The sequence below is a fragment of the Glycocaulis alkaliphilus genome (assembly GCF_004000605.1).
Lineage (GTDB): Bacteria > Pseudomonadota > Alphaproteobacteria > Caulobacterales > Maricaulaceae > Glycocaulis > Glycocaulis alkaliphilus.
This window is the reverse complement of the sequence record NZ_CP018911.1, coordinates 1666321-1682907: the sequence shown is the minus strand read 5'-3', so window position 1 is coordinate 1682907 and position 16587 is coordinate 1666321. Positions and strand designations below refer to the sequence as shown.

Annotated in this window: 13 protein-coding genes; 6 read left to right on the top strand and 7 right to left on the bottom strand. The window is 62.4% G+C overall.

The genetic code is table 11. From position 1 onward, the window contains the following. Window positions 1-42: 42 nt before the first annotated feature. Together X907_RS08005 and X907_RS08000 are read left to right on the top strand one after the other, a co-directional pair. A complete protein-coding gene (locus tag X907_RS08005) occupies window positions 43-1422 on the top strand; it encodes an META domain-containing protein (protein WP_170175504.1) in 1380 nt (459 codons plus the stop codon). Between the two features lie 85 nt (window positions 1423-1507). Next, window positions 1508-1999 carry a hemerythrin domain-containing protein gene (locus X907_RS08000; RefSeq protein ID WP_127566872.1) on the top strand — a complete coding sequence of 164 codons (492 nt, stop codon included), beginning with the start codon at window positions 1508-1510 and terminating at the stop codon, window positions 1997-1999. A 39-nt stretch (window positions 2000-2038) separates the two neighbouring features. Here the strand turns inward: X907_RS08000 and X907_RS07995 are convergent, their stop codons facing one another. The 3 genes from X907_RS07995 to amaB form a co-directional block, all read right to left on the bottom strand. Next, the gene (locus X907_RS07995; protein WP_127566870.1) at window positions 2039-2983 is read right to left on the bottom strand and encodes a tetratricopeptide repeat protein; all 945 of its coding nucleotides are present in this window, start codon (window positions 2981-2983) and stop codon (window positions 2039-2041) included. Between the two features lie 94 nt (window positions 2984-3077). Further along, entirely contained in the window at window positions 3078-4076 is a 999-nt protein-coding gene (locus X907_RS07990; RefSeq protein WP_127566868.1) for a tetratricopeptide repeat protein, read from the bottom strand. 39 nt (window positions 4077-4115) lie between these two features. Further along, window positions 4116-5591, bottom strand: coding sequence for an L-piperidine-6-carboxylate dehydrogenase (amaB, locus tag X907_RS07985; protein ID WP_127569399.1), 1476 nt, complete (start codon window positions 5589-5591; stop codon window positions 4116-4118). A 402-nt stretch (window positions 5592-5993) separates the two neighbouring features. Here amaB and X907_RS07980 point away from each other — a divergent pair, with 402 nt between their 5' ends. The 3 genes from X907_RS07980 to X907_RS07970 all read left to right on the top strand — a co-directional run bounded on the left by X907_RS07980 (window position 5994) and on the right by X907_RS07970 (window position 10347). Next, window positions 5994-6542, top strand: coding sequence for a helix-turn-helix domain-containing protein (locus tag X907_RS07980; RefSeq protein WP_127566866.1), 549 nt, complete (start codon window positions 5994-5996; stop codon window positions 6540-6542). Window positions 6543-6687: 145 nt separating this feature from the next. Next, a complete protein-coding gene (locus X907_RS07975; RefSeq protein WP_127566864.1) occupies window positions 6688-7776 on the top strand; it encodes a dipeptidase in 1089 nt (362 codons plus the stop codon). A gap of 117 nt (window positions 7777-7893) precedes the next feature. Further along, the gene (locus X907_RS07970) at window positions 7894-10347 is read left to right on the top strand and encodes a TonB-dependent receptor plug domain-containing protein (RefSeq protein WP_170175503.1); all 2454 of its coding nucleotides are present in this window, start codon (window positions 7894-7896) and stop codon (window positions 10345-10347) included. A 221-nt stretch (window positions 10348-10568) separates the two neighbouring features. On the opposite strand, the gene X907_RS07965 is transcribed toward X907_RS07970, so the two are convergent. The 4 genes from X907_RS07965 to X907_RS07950 form a co-directional block, all read right to left on the bottom strand. Further along, window positions 10569-11690, bottom strand: coding sequence for a baeRF11 domain-containing protein (locus tag X907_RS07965; RefSeq protein ID WP_127566860.1), 1122 nt, complete (start codon window positions 11688-11690; stop codon window positions 10569-10571). Between the two features lie 502 nt (window positions 11691-12192). Then, the gene (locus X907_RS07960) at window positions 12193-13380 is read right to left on the bottom strand and encodes an acetate/propionate family kinase (RefSeq protein ID WP_127566858.1); all 1188 of its coding nucleotides are present in this window, start codon (window positions 13378-13380) and stop codon (window positions 12193-12195) included. Then, on the bottom strand, window positions 13377-14144 hold the full coding sequence (locus tag X907_RS07955) for an SDR family NAD(P)-dependent oxidoreductase (protein ID WP_233352242.1): 768 nt from the start codon (window positions 14142-14144) through the stop codon (window positions 13377-13379). The genes X907_RS07960 and X907_RS07955 overlap by 4 nt, the downstream gene beginning before the upstream one ends. A gap of 92 nt (window positions 14145-14236) precedes the next feature. Further along, the gene (locus X907_RS07950; protein ID WP_127566856.1) at window positions 14237-14668 is read right to left on the bottom strand and encodes a phasin family protein; all 432 of its coding nucleotides are present in this window, start codon (window positions 14666-14668) and stop codon (window positions 14237-14239) included. Between the two features lie 158 nt (window positions 14669-14826). Here X907_RS07950 and X907_RS07945 point away from each other — a divergent pair, with 158 nt between their 5' ends. After that, a complete protein-coding gene (locus X907_RS07945) occupies window positions 14827-16581 on the top strand; it encodes a PHA/PHB synthase family protein (RefSeq protein WP_233352241.1) in 1755 nt (584 codons plus the stop codon). Window positions 16582-16587: the final 6 nt, after the last annotated feature.

Genomic DNA, 16587 nt, shown 5'->3' with positions numbered 1-16587 from the left:
TAAGTGTAATCATGTGTGCTGACACAGCAGGGAGTATCCCATTTGCGCCTCTTTGTGACACCGGCTTACGCGTTTTTTCCGTTCGCAACTGCCGCCCTTCTGCTGACCGCTGGCTGTGGCCAAAACGGGCAGGCGGTGCAGGGTGACGGCACTGGCTCTGCAGCCGGAACGGCCAGCGTGACCTTTGCCGTCGCGTACCGCGAGCGGATTGCCCTTGGAGACAACGCGATTGTGGAAGCGCAATTGCTGGCGTTCGAGCCCGGCAGTGACCGGCCCGAGCTGGTATCGGAGGCGCGCGAACCGTTCAACGGACGTCAGGTGCCCATCGACCTGACCCTCACCTACGACCCCGAGGCCGTGGCCACTGATCGCGAGCTTGCGGTAAGCGGCCGGATCCTCGATCCCGACAGCGCGCAGGTCTGGATCACGCCCGAAGACGCCCGGTTCCCTGCGGGGAACCCGGCGGCTGATCTAGGTGTCATCATGCTGGTCAGGAGCAATCACGCCGCATCGGATGACACGGCCTATATGTGCGATGACGGGCAGTCGTTCAGCGCCCGCTATCACGCGCCGGACATCACGCTCACCATGGGCGACGCCGCCTATATACTCGCCTCGGTGCCTGCCGCGTCGGGCGCGCGCTTCGAGGCTGGCAGCGATGAGGGGCCGCGGGCGTTCTGGAGCAGGGGCGAAGGTGCGCTGGTCCGCTTCGAGACGGATGGCGAGTGGGTGCAGTGCCAGTCGAGCGCCTATCTGCCGGAAGAATCCGAATCTGACGCAGATCAACCGGAGCCTGAGCCGGCTGTCTACACCGCACGCGGCAACGAGCCGGGCTGGATTTTGCGGCTCGCGGGCGGTGAAGCGGAGTATCTGGGCGACTACGGTGAAACACGTCTTTCCGGGCGCGTGACCGGGCGGGCTGCGCTGGACGAGGAAACGAATGTACTGACCGTTTCTGGCGATGACGGGGAGCTGTTTACGATCCAGATCACCCACACGATCTGTCAGGATTCGATGGCGGGCCTGTCCTATCCCGACACCGTAACCATCACGCTTGGTGATGTGGAGACCTATTCCGGCTGCGGCGGCGACGCGGAGAGCCTGCTGGCCGGTGAGGTATGGCGCGTCACGCATGTTGCAGGCGAAGAAGTGCCCGGCCCGCGCGCCGTTACGATGGAGTTCGATGGCCAGGGCCGCCTGTCGGGTCAGGCGCCCTGCAATCGCTATTCGGCCAGCTACCAGATGACTGGTGAGGGCATCGTGCTGGGGCAGGGCGTGTCCACGCGCATGGCCTGTGCAGGCGATCTGATGGCGCTGGAAACGACCTTCCTTGGCATTATCCAGGGCTCGCTGCCTGCCAGCATTGATACCGACGGCGTGCTCAGCCTCGGTGAAGGGCGGATTATTGCGGTAAGGGAATAACGGCGCAGGAACGCTGTCGCGCAGGGAACCATTCTCTCAGCTAGAGGGTTGCTAAACCCTTGGCATGAATTGGGAGAACTCTGCGATGGCTGATAGTGCCGCCATTTTTGCGCGCCTCAAGGACGACCATGACCGTCACCGTGACCTGCTGGAAAAAATCGGCAAAACCAGCGGTGACACGCGCGAGCGCCGTACTCTGTTCGAAGAGTTTACCCGGGAGGTGAAGGCGCACGCCGCTGCCGAAGAGCAGGCGCTCTATTCAACGATGATGCGCAAGCCCGCCGCAACCGATGAAACCCGCCACTCGGTTGCCGAACATCACGACATTGACGAGGCCCTGAACGATCTGGCCGCGACAGACATGGCATCAGGCGCTTGGCTTCAGAAATTCAAGACGCTCGAACATGATTATCTTCACCACATCGATGAAGAAGAAGACGATCACTTTCCCGAATTTGCCAAGCTGTTGTCCAAGGACGATGAGCGCCACATGCGTGACGTATTTGATCGCCGCAAAAAGCGCGAGAAAGCCGGTGCCGAAGTAACGCCGGAAAAGGCCGAAGACGCCAAGGAATAAGTGCCGGCAGGGCATGTTTGCCGAACCGGCACCTGGCGTTTAGCGCTCCTCCCGGATGCGCAGGATTTCGGTTTCAGCCGGCCAGAAGCCGGACGCGCCCGCACGGACGATTGCTTCCATGCGCGCTTCGGCAGCGTCGTTATCGCCCGCCAGACGGTCCGCCATGGCCAGGGCGAACTGCTCGATCGCACCTGGAAACGCCTCCATCTCCTCGCGGGCGATCTCGCCCTTGAAGAAGAGCGCGCCGCGCAGATAGTTGGCGTTCTCGATCAGCGGCAGGTCAGCATGTACCGGCGCAAGCGCCGCGCGCGCCGCCGCGTCATCGCCCAGAAGGCTGTGGCCGATATAGAGCCAGTAGGCGATGGCTACGCCCATATCGCCGGTCGGATCGATCAGCAGAGGCTCATCCAGCGCAGCCTGCATGCCGGACACCAGCATCTCGAAATCGCCAACGGCAAAGCTGGTCTGGGCGCGGTAATAGTGAAGGTTGGAGCGGAAGGTGCCGAGCGGCAGGTTATAGGCGTTGGCGATACCGTCCGGCTCGAAACTGTCCTGCACGCCTTCCATCAGTTCCAGCGCATGCGTGTAGTCGGCTATCGCAGCCTCAAACTGACGGCTGCGCGCCAGATGGCGCCCGCGGAAGCGCAAAAGCTTGTAGCTGTCAGGAAACAGCTCCAGTCCTTGCGTGAACACATCAACAGCGTCCTCGAAACGGCCGAGATAGCCGAGCCGGCGGCCAAGCCAGATATAGGAATCTTCACGGTGCGGCGCGAGTTCCAGCGTGGCCCGCGCAATCGCCAGATCAAGCTCCAGCTCGGCGCGCAGTTCGGGGCTGAAGCCCGGCTCGCTCAAGGGCGTACCGATCAGCGTCTGGCCCTCGCGCAAGGTTTCCCCCGCCGGGGCGAGGGCAGCGTCGCGGTCGGCAATCTGGGCTTCCAGCGGACCTGCTGCCAGCAGTAGCATGGCAGCGACGGTGGTAGACATTCGGATCGGCATGGCCAGCACCTTTCAGTGAGCAGTCAGGCAAGGAAATGCCCTGCGCCGCCGGGGAAGGCGGCACAGGGCCCCGGGCAGGGGTTTAGGGAGTCTCGCCCGGGAAGAGCGTCGCCCAGTCAGCTTCCGCCTGGATACGGGCGAAGAACGACCAGCCATCGACATTGATCGAGCGGCGATACCATTCCTTCGCCTCGTCACGATGGCCTTGCAGCAGCAGATAATTGGCAAGGGTGAAGGCCGTAGATGAGGCCGCCGCCGACGCGTTGGAGAACGCCATGCCGGTGTCTTCATCGCTGAAGAAGGTGTCGAAGTCGCGCTCGCCCTTGAAGAGCTGGATGCCATCGAAATAGAAATTGCTTTCGATGTTCTCGCTCAGGTCTTCGAGGGTGAAGGTGTAGCTCTCCAGCAGCTCACGGGCGGCGAAGAAGTCGCCCGCACGGGCCAGCGAGATGTACTCCCAATAGACCGCTGCGGTGATGCTCACGGCATCATCTACGCCCACGGCTACTTCATGTGAGCGGTTAAACCAGCGCGCTGCCTCGCGGTACTGGTTGGCCGCAAAATAGGCCTGGCCCAGATGGTAGTAGAGGTAGAACTGGACCACGTCCGGCGTGGACGGGAAGTAGTCCGGGCCGAGCAGCTCGCGCTCAAGCGGCATGTTCTCATAGAGCTCAGCGGCGCGCAGGCCTTCGGCAATCGACGCATCAAAATCGCGCAGCGTGAAATAGCGGTGCGCGCGGTGGCGGCGCAGCTTGGCGTTTTCGGGGAAACGCTCGATCGCCGCGTCATAGACTTCGATCGCTTCACGGAAATAGCCCTGATAGGACAGCATCCGGCCATACCAGGTGGCCGTGTCCGGGTTCATGTCGGCGACATAGGCCGCATGGGCTTCAATCGTGGCGCGTTCAAATGCGCTGGGATCTGCCAGATTCATCGTCTCGGCAGAGCGGGTGTACAGACGCTCGCCCAGAAGCGACTCCGTCTGGTAGCTGGTTCCTTGCGGAATTTCCTGCGCGCTGGCTGCCGTGCCGGCGAGGGCCAGGGCGGCCGCGCCGGTGATAAGCAGGGTCTTGAAAGTCATGGTCTGCCCTTTCTTCGGGTTGGTAAGTCGAATGTCAGCTCAGGCCGCGTCGAAACGCACGCCCTGGGCCAGGGGAAGGTCGGTTGAGTAGTTGATGGTGTTGGTGGCGCGGCGCATATAGGCCTTCCAGGTGTCCGAGCCGGAGGCGCGGCCTCCGCCGGTTTCCTTCTCGCCGCCGAACGCGCCGCCAATCTCTGCGCCACTGGTGCCGATATTGACGTTGGCGATACCGCAATCACTGCCGAGGCTGGATGTGAACAGCTCCGCCTCGCGCATATTGTCGGTGAAGATCGCCGAGGAGAGACCCTGCGGCACGGCATTATTCATCGCGATGGCTTCCTCGATGTCGCGATAGCGCATGACATAGAGGATTGGACCGAAGGTTTCGGTATGTACGATCGGTGTCTGTGACGGCATTTCGACCAGGGCGGGAGCCAAGTAGGCCGCGTCCGGGTATTCTTCTGCCAGCAGGCGCTGGCCGCCATGCACCACACCGCCTTCGGCCCGTGCCTGATCGAGCGCCGCGTTGAACATGTCCATCGCCGGAAGATCGATTAGCGGACCGGCATGCACGCCAGGTTCCAGAGGGTTGCCGACACGCAGCTGGCCGAAGGCCCGCTTGAGCTGGGCCACCAGTTCGTCATGCACGCTTTCGTGCACGATCAACCGGCGCATGGAGGTGCAGCGCTGGCCGGACGTGCCCGCTGCCGAGAATGTCACGCCGCGAAGCACGAGGTCGCGATTGGCAGACGGCGTGATGATGGCGGCGTTATTGCCGCCGAGCTCAAGGATTGAACGGCCGAGGCGCGCCGCCACAGTGCTCGACACGCTGCGCCCCATCTTGGTGCTGCCGGTGGCGCTGATGAGCGCGACGCGCGGATCAGCCGCGAGCTGCGCGCCGACATCGCCGCCACCGACCAGAATCTGATGGAGATGCTTTGGCGCCTGGGGGAAATCTGCGCATGCGCGCGCCAGCAGTCCGGCGCAGGCCGATGCCGACAGAAGAGACTTTTCTGATGGCTTCCAGATCGCTGCATTCCCGCAAGTCAGGGCGATCATCGTGCCCCAGGACCACACGGCGACCGGGAAGTTGAACGCGCTGATCTGCGCGAACACACCCAACGGGTGCCAGGTTTCGGCCATGCGGTGGTTGGGGCGCTCGGTGGCGATGCTCAGGCCATGCAACTGGCGCGACAGGCCAACGGCAAAGTCGCAGATGTCGATGACTTCCTGAACCTCGCCGCGTGCTTCATCCAGCGTCTTGCCGCAGTCCAGCGTGACGAGGCAGGAGAGTGCTTCCTTGTGTTCGCGGCAGAGATTGCCGAATCGCCGAATCAGCTCGCCCCGGATCGGCGCTGGCACGGCGCGCCACTGTTGGAACGCCGACACGGCGTTCTCGATAGCAGCCTTGGTTGATGCAGCCGTTTCAGGCGTCATCGTGCCAATTTGCGAGCCGTCCACCGGCGTACGGACAGTCAACTCCCCTTTGCGTGTCAACGGAAAGTCCAGACCCATGGCCGAGAAGGCCTCGCGCGCCAATACGGCAGGGCCGCGCGCAATCACCGCATCGTCAGCGGCAAAGTGACTTTGTGTATCAGGCATATAGCCCGCCCCAATTCTGGTTAGTGTGGTTCATTGCGTTTGCCAGCTGGTGGCCCGGACCGTGACCCGTGAGCCCGCCGCAAACGTCAGCGTCATACGACTTTTCCTATCGGAAAGTTTTCTGTGCGTCAAATGCGTAAGAGAATGGACTTGGCGCATCGGCCTTGCGGTATAGTTTTGACGCGCTACACATCGGTAATACGGCTGGACAGGGCGCAGGCACGCGACGGGGCGAACATGAGCAATACGCAAGACTATCAAAACATCATCGAGTCCAATCGCGTTCAGCCACCCGCAAGGCGCAGGGCAGGCGCTATGGCGCTTGGCAAGCAGGTCCGCCAGTTGCGTAAAAGCAAGAGCTGGACGCTGGAAGAGGCGGCGCAGCGCACCGGCCTTGCTGCGTCCACACTCTCGAAGATCGAGAACGACCATATGTCGCCGACATTTGATGTGGTGCAGAAACTGGCCGACGGCTTCGAGATTGACATCACGCGGCTGTTCAATGCCGAAACCAGTCTGGAAGCGTCGGGGCGCCGCTCGGTCACGCGTGCCGGGGATGGCAAGCTGATGGAAACGGCCGTGTACGCCCACCGGCTGCTGGCGTCAGATCTTATGAACAAACGGATTTTGCCGTTCCGCTCCGTTATCAAGGCGCGGGCCATCGATGAGTTTCTCGATTGGCGGGGGCACCAGGGCGAGGAGTTTCTCTACGTTCTGGAAGGCGAGGTGCTGTTTCACACCGAGCATTACGCGCCCGAACACCTCCGCGCAGGCGACAGCATCTATATTGACAGCAATATGCGTCACGCCTGCGTGTCGATCAGCGAGCAGGATGCCGTAGTTCTCTGGATAAACACGGCCTGACAGGCGGGAATTACCCCCGCGCCAGCACAGCTTTCCATTGCTCCGACGTCCGGCAGTGTAGCCCGAATCGCGGGCAGGGGGCTTGCCAGCGAGCCATTCGCCAACCCATAATATTTCCGATACGAAAATATTATGGGGCAATATCATGGAATTTTCTCGACGCGGTTTCCTCGCAGCGACGCTGCCTGCCGGTCTGACCGGAATGGTGGCGGGCTCGGCCGCTTGGGGTGCAGTCAGCGCTTCTGATTCTGCCAGTGCGCCATTTGCGTTCGATGCGATGGGCGAGCTTCGCCTGGAATATGGCGATGACCTGCTGACTGCGATGCGCTCAAGCGGCCTTTCAGCGATTACGGTCACGCTGGGCGATCCGCGCAAATACGAAGAGGACGCCTACCAGGACGCCCTTCAGGCGTTGGACGAATACGATGCCCACATCGCCGATAATCCGCACTGGTTCATCAAGGCGACGCGGGCGGACGACGCCCTTCAGGCCCACCGTGACAGCCGTATCGCTGTGTTCTACCTGTTCCAGAACACCACGCAGTTCGGCCGCGATCTCGACAGGGTCAATGCCTTTTATGAGCGGGGCGTCCGCTCTGCACAGATGACCTATAACGACCAGAACTGGGCCGGTTCAGGATGCTGGGAGCCCAATGATGGCGGTCTCAGCCTGTTCGGCCACGCGCTTGTCGAGCGCATGAACGAAGTTAGCATGCTGATCGATGTATCCCATGCGGGCATGCGGACCCTGGCCGAAACGGTGGCGGCTTCAGCGGTGCCGATCATCAACTCCCACGCATCGTGCCGGTCCGTTCATCCGCATATCCGCAGCACGACCGACGAGAATCTGCGGGCCGTGGCCGAACGCGGCGGTGTAACGGGAATCTGCCAGATCCGCCCGTTTCTCACCGACCGGCGCGAAGGCGCGTTAGAGGCGTACTTCGCTCATATCGACCATGCTGTGAATGTGTGCGGCATCGAGCATGTAGCCATTGGCAGCGACCGCGATCACCGCGTTATCGAGATGAGCGAGGAGTATCTCGAATCGCTGCGCCGGGAGATGGGCGCGGCCTTCAATGATGCCGACTGGCCCTTGTTTATCGATCAGTTGAACGGGCCGGCACGCATGAATGTGATCCGGGACGGGCTGCGGGCGCGGGGCTATAGCCAGGGCGACACCGACAAGATCATGGGCGCCAATCTGTTGCGCCTTTATCGCGATGTCATCGGTTGATTGACGATTTGATGACACCGGGCTTGATCATCTAAAATATTTACGATAGGAAATTTTTTAGATGATCGGCTGACAACCCATCCGACATCACTGTCGATGAATGAATCGGGGAATATCATGAAAAAAACATTGCTCGCCCAGGCGGGGATGGTGGCGCTGGCCACCGCGAGCGTTACAGGGCTGGCTCCGGCCGTCATGGCCCAGGCGCCCAACGACGCATCTGCACGCTCACAGGTCGAAGTCATCACCGTGACGACGGGTACCCGCCGTCAGGGCCGCACCGACACCCAGAGCCTTGTGCCCATCGACGTCATCTCGCCGGACGAGCTTGTCTCGACGGGGTATGTCGACGTCAACGACGCGCTGCGCACGTCCGTCCCGGCCTTTAACGTCCAGCGCCTGCCGCTGAACGATGGCTCGTCCTTCGTACGTCCGGCGACGCTGCGTGCATCGCCGGCTGACCACGTTCTGCTTCTGCTGAACGGCCAGCGCCGTCACCGCTCGTCGGTGGTGCAGATCGGTACCGGCCACGCCACCACGTCCGGCTCGCAAGGCCAGGACTTCAACATGATCCCGCCGATCGCGCTGGGCTCGATCGAAGTGCTGCGTGACGGCGCCTCGGCGCAATATGGTTCGGACGCCATTGCGGGCGTCATCAACATGAATCTGCGTGACAGCAATGAGGGCGCTACCATCAGCGCCCATGCCGGCCGGTTCTATGATGGCGGCGACGTGCTGGACCTGCAGGGCAATATCGGCCTGCCGCTTACGGCCAATGGCTTCCTCAACCTGTCCTTCCAGGCAACGGAAGAAAGCGGCACCTATCGTCACGGCCCGCATGCCGGTGCCGAGGCGCTGCGCGCGCAAGGCGTACAGAATGTCCCGCTGCACCCCATCAATCTGGGCGACCCGGCCTACAGCGCGATCAAGACATCGTGGAATGCCGGTCTGGATCTGGGCAATGGCATGGACGCCTATCTGTTCGGCAACGCGGCGTTCACGGACAGTGAGGTCGGCTTCGTTTACCGCCAGTCCCAGGCTGCGGGCGGCCTTGGCCAGCACGCCACCTACGCGCCGTCTGCCTTTCAGGGCACGCCGGCCCACCCGGAAGCTTTCGACCTCGCGGCGATCTATCCGGGCGGCTATGTGCCGATGTTTGGCGGTGAGCAGACCGATTTCTCGACCGTGATCGGTGTGCGCCGTGAAGAGTCTGACAGCTTCGGCTGGGATGTCTCGGCCCGCTGGGGTCAGAACGAGATCGATTACCGCATCTCCAACACCATCAACGCCTCCATGGGCGTGGATTCGCCGACCAGCTTCCGTCCGGGCAGCCTGCGTCAGCGCGAATACCAGCTGAATGCCGACTTCTACAAATCCTTCGGCGTTGCGGCCTTTGCCAGCGATCTGTTCTTCTTCGGCGGCCTGAGCTACCGCAACGAGGCCTACACGATCGGCGTGGGCGATCCGGCGTCCTACCGCATCGGGCCGCTTCGCGATCTTCCCGTGGGCGCCAACGGCTTCCAGGGCTTCAGCCCGGACGCTGCCGGTGAGTTCGAGACCGACTCCATCGCCGCCTATCTGGAGGTGGAAGCCGATATCACGAACCGCTGGAGCTTTGCGGCTGCCTTGCGCTTTGAAGACTATGAAGCGTTCGGTGACAATCTCAGCTACAAACTGGCGACCCGTTACGACCTGACCGACAATTTCGCCATTCGCGGCGCGGTCAGCACGGGCTTCCGGGCTCCGGCTGCCGGCCAGCTCTTCGGCCAGAGCCAGACCTCGCAGCTGAACATGGGTGATTTCGTACTCGACGCCGTTCTGGTGCCGGGTTCGGCTGAAGCCCAGATCTTCGGCTCCACCCCGCTGGTCCCGGAAACCTCCACCAGCATTTCCGGCGGCTTTGTCCTGACGGCCGGCGCGCTGTCCGCCACGCTCGACTTCTACCAGATCGACGTGGATGACCGCCTCCTGCTGAACGACTCCATCACCACCAATGCAACCCAGCGCGCCCAGCTGGCCGCTCTGGGTTACCCCAATGGCGGCAGCGTGCAGACCGTGCGCTACTTCCAGAACCGTCTGGACACGCGGGTGCGTGGCTTCGACCTCGTCGCGTCCTACCTGTTCGACTGGGACAACGGCCAGACGACCAATCTGAGCCTGGCGACCAACTATAACGAGCAGAGCCTGCGTTCAGACCCGGCGGGTGTGTTCTCACCGGCGAAAGTGCAGGAGTTTGAACGTGGCACGCCGCGTTGGCGCTCCAATATCACGCTCACCCACACCGTGGCCGACTTCGAGCTGATGGGCCGTGCGGTGTATTACGGCACGTGGCGCCGCCTGGATGGCGCGACGAACTTCCTGCCGCGTGATGCTGAAGTGCTCTACGACGCTGAAGTGCGCTATCGCGGCTTTGAAAACGTCACGGTCACGCTCGGCGGACGTAATCTGGGCAATACCTACCCGCCCGGCCGTTCGGCAGCCCTGGATTCCATGGGCATGATCTATGACAACCACTCCGTATTCGGAACCAGTGGCGGCTATTACTATCTCGGCCTCAGCTACGATTTCTAGAATGCGTGCGTAATCAGGGGGCAGGGCGAGCCGCAAGGCTGGTCCTGCCGTCTGGCAACAAGCCGTTTGCGGCCGGCGTCCATCCCGACGGACCCAAAGCGCCGGTTCACAAACGGCTTGTTCCTGAACTGACCTGTTCCCCTTCGGGTCAAGGCAGAACGGAAAAAGGCCTGCACGTCGCCGTGCAGGCCTTTTTTTGGTTGCGATCAGACCGCAGCAGACTACACGGCGAAGCGCAGTATTGCGGCCATGTCGCCGCCACCGGGCAGGTCGCTCCTGCGAACACCCAGAACCCGTGCGCCGCTGGCGAGCGCCCGTCCGGCAATTTCGTCGACAACGCCATAGGTCTGCGTGCTTGCCGCCTTGGCAAAGCTCACCGCGCCGGTCTCGTCATCAACGGAGCCGGCAATCACGGAATCGATGTCGACCAGCAGCGTGTGAACCGCACCAAACGTGGCTGCGCGGGCCGCGTCCGACACATCTGCCGTCGCCCGGCCATCCCCGGCACGCTGTTCATAGAGCGCTTTGATGTCCTTGATCTCCCGCGCATATTCGGCGTCCAGAACGCTGCGTGCTGACTGGGCAAGCTCACCATCCGTGATGCGGTCGGGGCTGTCCTCAATGCCGTCGGACAGCAGGTGCGGATAGCTGCAGATCGAGCGGAATACCGAAGCCAGCCGCCCGGTTGCGGCCAGGATCAGCGGTGTTTCACGCCCGGAGAGGAAGGGGCGCAGCGCGGCATCGACCTTGCGGGCGTATTGCTGGAAGCGGACATTTTGTCCTTCAGAGCCCTGAATGCGTCCGCTCGCCGAGCGGTCATTGAGTGTCGACTTGCCAGCAGAGCTCGCCGCGTCCTTCGGCAGATTATCGATTTTGATCGTTGCCGGCGGCAGGTCAGCATGCACTTCCACCAGACGCACCGCATTCTCCGACAGCGCCAGGATATAGGCCGAATGGGGGAAGGTGACCGCGCGCAGCAAGGGCTTGAGATGGAAACGGTCAGACACCTCCACCATGGAGGTCAGATGGCTTGGCAGCCGGAAGGTCTGCAGCTGGTCGGGCGTGGCCAGAATGGCAAGGCTGTTGGCCTGCAGGCGCCAGAACTCCTCATCGGCCTCCACCGCTTCGATCCGCTCCATCAGCGCGGCCAGACGCCGCTTGTCGAACCCGGCTGCCTCCAGCTGATCGCGCGCCTTCTTTGCCAGATTGCCGAGCTTGATGAGCGACGCGCCGCTATCCTGCGTCAGCGGTGTGGTCTCAAGATAAATCGAGACACATGCGTCATTCCGGACGCCATTGAGCGCAGCGATGTCGGCGCGGGTGGGCAGATCGACGTGGAGCATTCAGTATTTCCTTGCATTGGTTCGAGGGAGAATGGTCTTCACCCATGTGTATAGCGGATCACGGCGCCGCAAGGCGGGGTAAAGAGACTTATGCGCTGACAAAACGCCGCGGGGCGGGGCTGGAAGGAAAGTTTCCGGAAAATGACGGTGCTGTCAGACGAACGCGAACTGGTCTCGGAATTACGCATCTTGACGGGAATCAGACGGCAAATCCGTCATATCCGGCTTGTGCGGCGATTGCTGGCCTCCCGAAAGCCTGGTGAGCATACGATGTTGCGCGCAGAATTCCCGTGAAACGCTGACGGGAACGCGTTCGCGAAATTTGCGGTGCCCGGCGGCAGACCAGGTCGGAATGGATGAGCCGGTTGGCGACCGCGCGGGCACTGGCGGCGCGCAGCTGCTCCCCGCCGGAGAGCCGGGCCGAACCATACACCCTGTTCACGCCGCGCGTGCTGAAGCACATGCCGTCGCCGGGCCGGGGGAGGGGAGGATTGTCTGGCCATCACTTGCCTTTAAGCGCCTGCGCCGTCTCACGCGCTATCATGAGCTGTTCAGCCGTTTCCGTCACGATCACGGCAGCGCGTGAGCCATCCTTCTCGATACGCGGCGCGGCATAATCGTCCAGCATCACATTGTGATTTCGGACCGGGTCGAGGGCTAGGCCCAGAAATTCCAGCCCCTCGCAGATACGCGCGCGCATCGCAGGGGAATTCTCGCCAATCCCGCCGGTGAAGACCAGCGCGTCGATCCCGCCCATGATGGCGGCATAGGCCCCTACATATTTGCGCGCCCGCCAGGCGTAGACATCGATGGCCAGGCGGGCATCCGGATCGCCATTACTTGCCCGTGCCTCTATATCGCGCATATCGGCCACGCCGCCGAGTGCCAGAAGGCCGCTTTCACGGTAGAGCGCGTCTTCGATCTCCTCGATCGAGAGGCCCAGCTGGCGGCTAAGGAAGCCGAACGCGCCGGGGTCCACGTCGCCAGAGCGCGTGCCCATGACGAGCCCTTCCAGCGGGGTGATGCCCATGGAGCTGTCCAGCGATACCCCGCCATCAATCGCGCAGGCGCTCGCCCCGTTGCCGAGATGGCAGCTGACGATTTTCAGCGCGGCCAGAGGCTGGCCGAGTGCGTCTGCGGCGCGCTGGGCCACGTATTTGTGCGAGGTGCCGTGAAAGCCATAACGTCTCAGACCTGCCTGACGCCAGGCGAGCGGCACGGCGTAGGTTGTGGCCGCCGCCGGGTTGGTCTGGTGGAAGGCGGTGTCGAACACCCCTATTTGAGGCAGGGCGGGCCAGAGCGCACGAGCGAGCCGCACCGCTTCGAGATTGGCCGGGTTATGCAGCGGGGCGAGCGGCGTGATCGCCTCAATGGCGGTGATGGCCGCATCGTCCAGCAAAGCGGGTTCGGTAAAGTCCGGCCCGCCATGGGCTATGCGGTGTCCCACCGCATCGATACGCGACAGGCCGAACTCGCTCAGCAGGGCCGGCACCACACCGCCTGCCGCGCCTATATCGCCGCATGCCATATGCCGCTCAATGGCCTCAGCGCCATGCACGAGCTTCAGCTTGCAATAGCCGTTCTGGAAGCGGTCAAACCCGCCCTTTAGCAGGTGCGCCTCGCCAGTGCCGATTTCGAAGACGCCGAACTTCAGGCTGGAACTGCCGGCGTTGAAAACCAGGATCCTCACTGCGCTGTGTATCCGCCATCGACGAGGTGATAGCTGCCCGTGATGAAACCGGCCCGGTCTGACAGGAGGAAGCAGGTCAGGGCGGAGACTTCTTCAGACGTCCCCATCCGGCCCACAGGATGAAGACTGGAGACCTGTGAGAGCAATTCGGCCTCGAGATTATTGGTTAGCAAGGGCGTGTCGATAAAGGCCGGGCCGACGGAATTGATGCGGATGCCTTGCGGGGCGTATTCCATCGCGGCGGCCTTGGTCATGCCGACCACGGCGTGCTTGGAGGCGGTGTAGGCACTGGCATTGAGGAAGCCGACACTGCCCAGGATCGAGCTCATGTTTACGATGGAGCCGCCGCCCGATTTCAACATGGCCGGGATCTGGCGGCGCATGCCGTAGAACACGCCGTGCAGATTGACGTCGATCACGTGGCGCCAGCCATCGACCGGATAATCGGCCAGAAGTGCCATCGGTCCGGCAATCCCGGCATTGTTGACGGCCATATGCAGCCCGCCGCCCTTCTTGACGGCGAAATCCACCAGAGCGGCCATTTCGTCATCGTCGGACACGTCGGCTTCAAAGCCATGGGCGGTGCCGCCGGCTGCCTTGATGGCGTCGGCGACATTCTGCGCGCCGCCATCATCAAGATCAGACACGATGACGCACGCACCGGACTTTCCAAGCTCAAGCGCAATGGCCGCGCCGATACCGGAGGCCGCACCGGTGACGATGGCTGTCTTGCCAGCAAAATCGAACTTCATCGTTTCCGCCATGGGGGAGGTCTCCTGATCGATGGTTTTGACAATAGGAAGGCGTAGGAGGCCGAGTGAACGGCCTCCTGTAAAGACGGGCGGGGTGCGCCGCGTCAGCTGTCTTGCTTGACGGCTTTCTGCACGGTTTCCCGGGCTTTCTCGTTGGCTTCGCTAATGGATTTCAGCGCCTCTTCGGCCGCCTTTTCCACCGGCTGGGCAAAGCCGAGCGTCGCGGAACTGGCGATGTCGATCATCCGTGCGGCTTCTTTCGAATAGTCCTTCACGGCATCTTCAAAGAAGGTGAATTGGGCGCGCCAGAACTCGTCAGGCGTTCGGCAATCAGCGAAGAGGCGTGCGGCCTCAACGTCCTTTTTCAGGCGTGTGCCGAGAAATTCCTGCATGGCCTGGCTGGCTTCGCGCATGCCGGACGTCATTTCCTGACCGGCTTCGGCGAGCATTTCCATATTGCGGCTGCCCATCTCCATGATGGCGTTCATCTGGGGCAGCATGTTATCGGCGTTATTGGCTTTCTGCTTGGCGGGCATGTCGGGCTCCTTCCAGCGTTACGAGGGGGCGTAACAGTTCCAATGATGGGCATTGGATGCGGCCTGCGCATTGATTCAGGTCAATGCGCCTTGCGCTCTTACGGGGAAGGTTGGGCATTATCGTTTGCAGCCGGTCCGCCCGCATCCTTGAAGGTCTCATGGCCAACACCAGCCCCCGACCCGACACCGCTCCCGCCGCAGGCTCTGACCATGCCTTCCGCGCGGCGCTTTCCGGCTTCACTGGCGGCCTGTCGCCTGCTGCGATGCTCGATGCCTGGTCGGACTGGGCGATCCATCTGGCCGCATCGCCCGGCAAGCAGGCAGAACTCGCCAAATCGGCGATGGAAGGCTGGTGGAATCTGACCCGCTACGCGGCGTCAGGGGGCAGTTGCGAGCCTTGTGTCGAGGCACTGCCGCAGGACCGGCGTTTTGATGGCGAGGCCTGGCAGGCCTATCCCTATAACGTGTTGGCCCAGTCGTTCCTGAGCGTGCAGGATTGGTGGCAGCAGGCCACGACGAATGTGCATGGTGTTGCGCGGCGCCACGAGGAAATGGCCGAGTTCGGCGCACGCCAATGGCTCGACACGGTGTCGCCATCCAACTTTCTGCTGACCAATCCGGAGGCGCTCAACGCAACGATGGAGGAGGGCGGCGCCAATCTGGTGCGCGGCTTCCTGCACGCGCTGGACGATGCCGGGCGGACCCTGCGCCATGAACCGCCTGCAGGCGCTGAAGCTTTCCAGCCTGGTGAAGCCGTGGCGGTGACGCCAGGCAAAATCGTCTACCGCAACCATCTGATGGAACTGATCCAGTATGCGCCGCAGACCCCGGATGTACATGCCACACCCGTTCTGATCGTGCCGGCCTGGATCATGAAATATTATATTCTGGACCTGTCTCCGGAGAACTCGCTGGTGCGCCACCTCGTTGAGAGGGGGCATACAGTATTCATGATTTCATGGCGCAATCCCGGCCCGGATGACCGCGATCTCGGCATGGAAGACTACCGCAAGCTCGGCCCGGCCGCGGCGATAGAGGCGGTCTGCCAGATCACGGGTGCCAGGCGGGTTCACGCGGCCGGGTACTGCCTTGGCGGCACGCTGCTGGCGATACAGGCCGCCCTGATGGCGCGTGAGGGCGATGACCGGCTGGCCTCCATGACGCTGCTGGCCGCACAGATGGATTTCGTGGAGGCTGGCGAACTCACGCTTTTCACCACAGAAAGCCAGGTGGCCTTCCTTGAAAGTCTGATGTGGGCGCAGGGTTATCTCGACAGCCATCAGATGGCCGGTGCCTTCACCATGCTGCGCTCATCAGACCTGCTCTGGTCGCGCATGGAGCGCGACTATCTCATGGGCCAGCGCCGCCCGCCCAATGACCTGATTGCCTGGAATGCGGACGGCACCCGGCTACCCTACCGCATGCATTCCGAGTATCTGCGCCAGCTTTTCCTCGAGAACCGGCTGGCGCGCGGGCAGTTTGAGGCAGACGGTCAGACCCTTGCCTTGCCCGACATCCGCCTGCCGGTCTTTGCGGTGGGTACGGAGCGCGATCATGTCGCGCCCTGGCGCTCGGTCTACAAGACCCACCTTCTGCTGCCGCATTGCGATGTCACCTTCCTTCTGACCAGTGGCGGGCACAATGCCGGTATCATCAGCGAGCCCGGCAGGGAGGGCCGCCGCTACAGGGTTTGCCTCAGCCCGGGTAACCGGCACTATGCCGACCCGGATAGCTGGCTGGAGAAGGCGACGGCAGAGACCGGCTCGTGGTGGCCGCAATGGTTTGACTGGCTGGAGCGCTTTTCCAGCGAACGCGTTACACCGCCTGCCATGGCTTTCCTCGACACAAAGTTCAGGCCGGACAAGAAAGCCCGGCTGGAGGACGCGCCAGGCCAGTACGTGCTGATGCGCTGACAGGAG

Bases quoted from the DNA above. Each gene is read 5' to 3' on its own strand.
- X907_RS07975 (WP_127566864.1), top strand. From the start codon at position 6,688: ATGGAATTTTCTCGACGCGGTTTCCTCGCAGCGACGCTGCCTGCCGGT.
- X907_RS07980 (WP_127566866.1), top strand. From the start codon at position 5,994: ATGGCGCTTGGCAAGCAGGTCCGCCAGTTGCGTAAAAGCAAGAGCTGG.
- X907_RS07965 (WP_127566860.1), bottom strand. From the start codon at position 11,690: ATGCTCCACGTCGATCTGCCCACCCGCGCCGACATCGCTGCGCTCAAT.
- X907_RS07995 (WP_127566870.1), bottom strand. From the start codon at position 2,983: ATGTCTACCACCGTCGCTGCCATGCTACTGCTGGCAGCAGGTCCGCTG.
- X907_RS08000 (WP_127566872.1), top strand. From the start codon at position 1,508: ATGGCTGATAGTGCCGCCATTTTTGCGCGCCTCAAGGACGACCATGAC.
- X907_RS07990 (WP_127566868.1), bottom strand. From the start codon at position 4,076: ATGACTTTCAAGACCCTGCTTATCACCGGCGCGGCCGCCCTGGCCCTC.
- X907_RS07945 (WP_233352241.1), top strand. From the start codon at position 14,827: ATGGCCAACACCAGCCCCCGACCCGACACCGCTCCCGCCGCAGGCTCT.
- amaB (WP_127569399.1), bottom strand. From the start codon at position 5,591: ATGGGTCTGGACTTTCCGTTGACACGCAAAGGGGAGTTGACTGTCCGT.
- X907_RS07955 (WP_233352242.1), bottom strand. From the start codon at position 14,144: ATGGCGGAAACGATGAAGTTCGATTTTGCTGGCAAGACAGCCATCGTC.
- X907_RS07970 (WP_170175503.1), top strand. From the start codon at position 7,894: ATGAAAAAAACATTGCTCGCCCAGGCGGGGATGGTGGCGCTGGCCACC.
- X907_RS07950 (WP_127566856.1), bottom strand. From the start codon at position 14,668: ATGCCCGCCAAGCAGAAAGCCAATAACGCCGATAACATGCTGCCCCAG.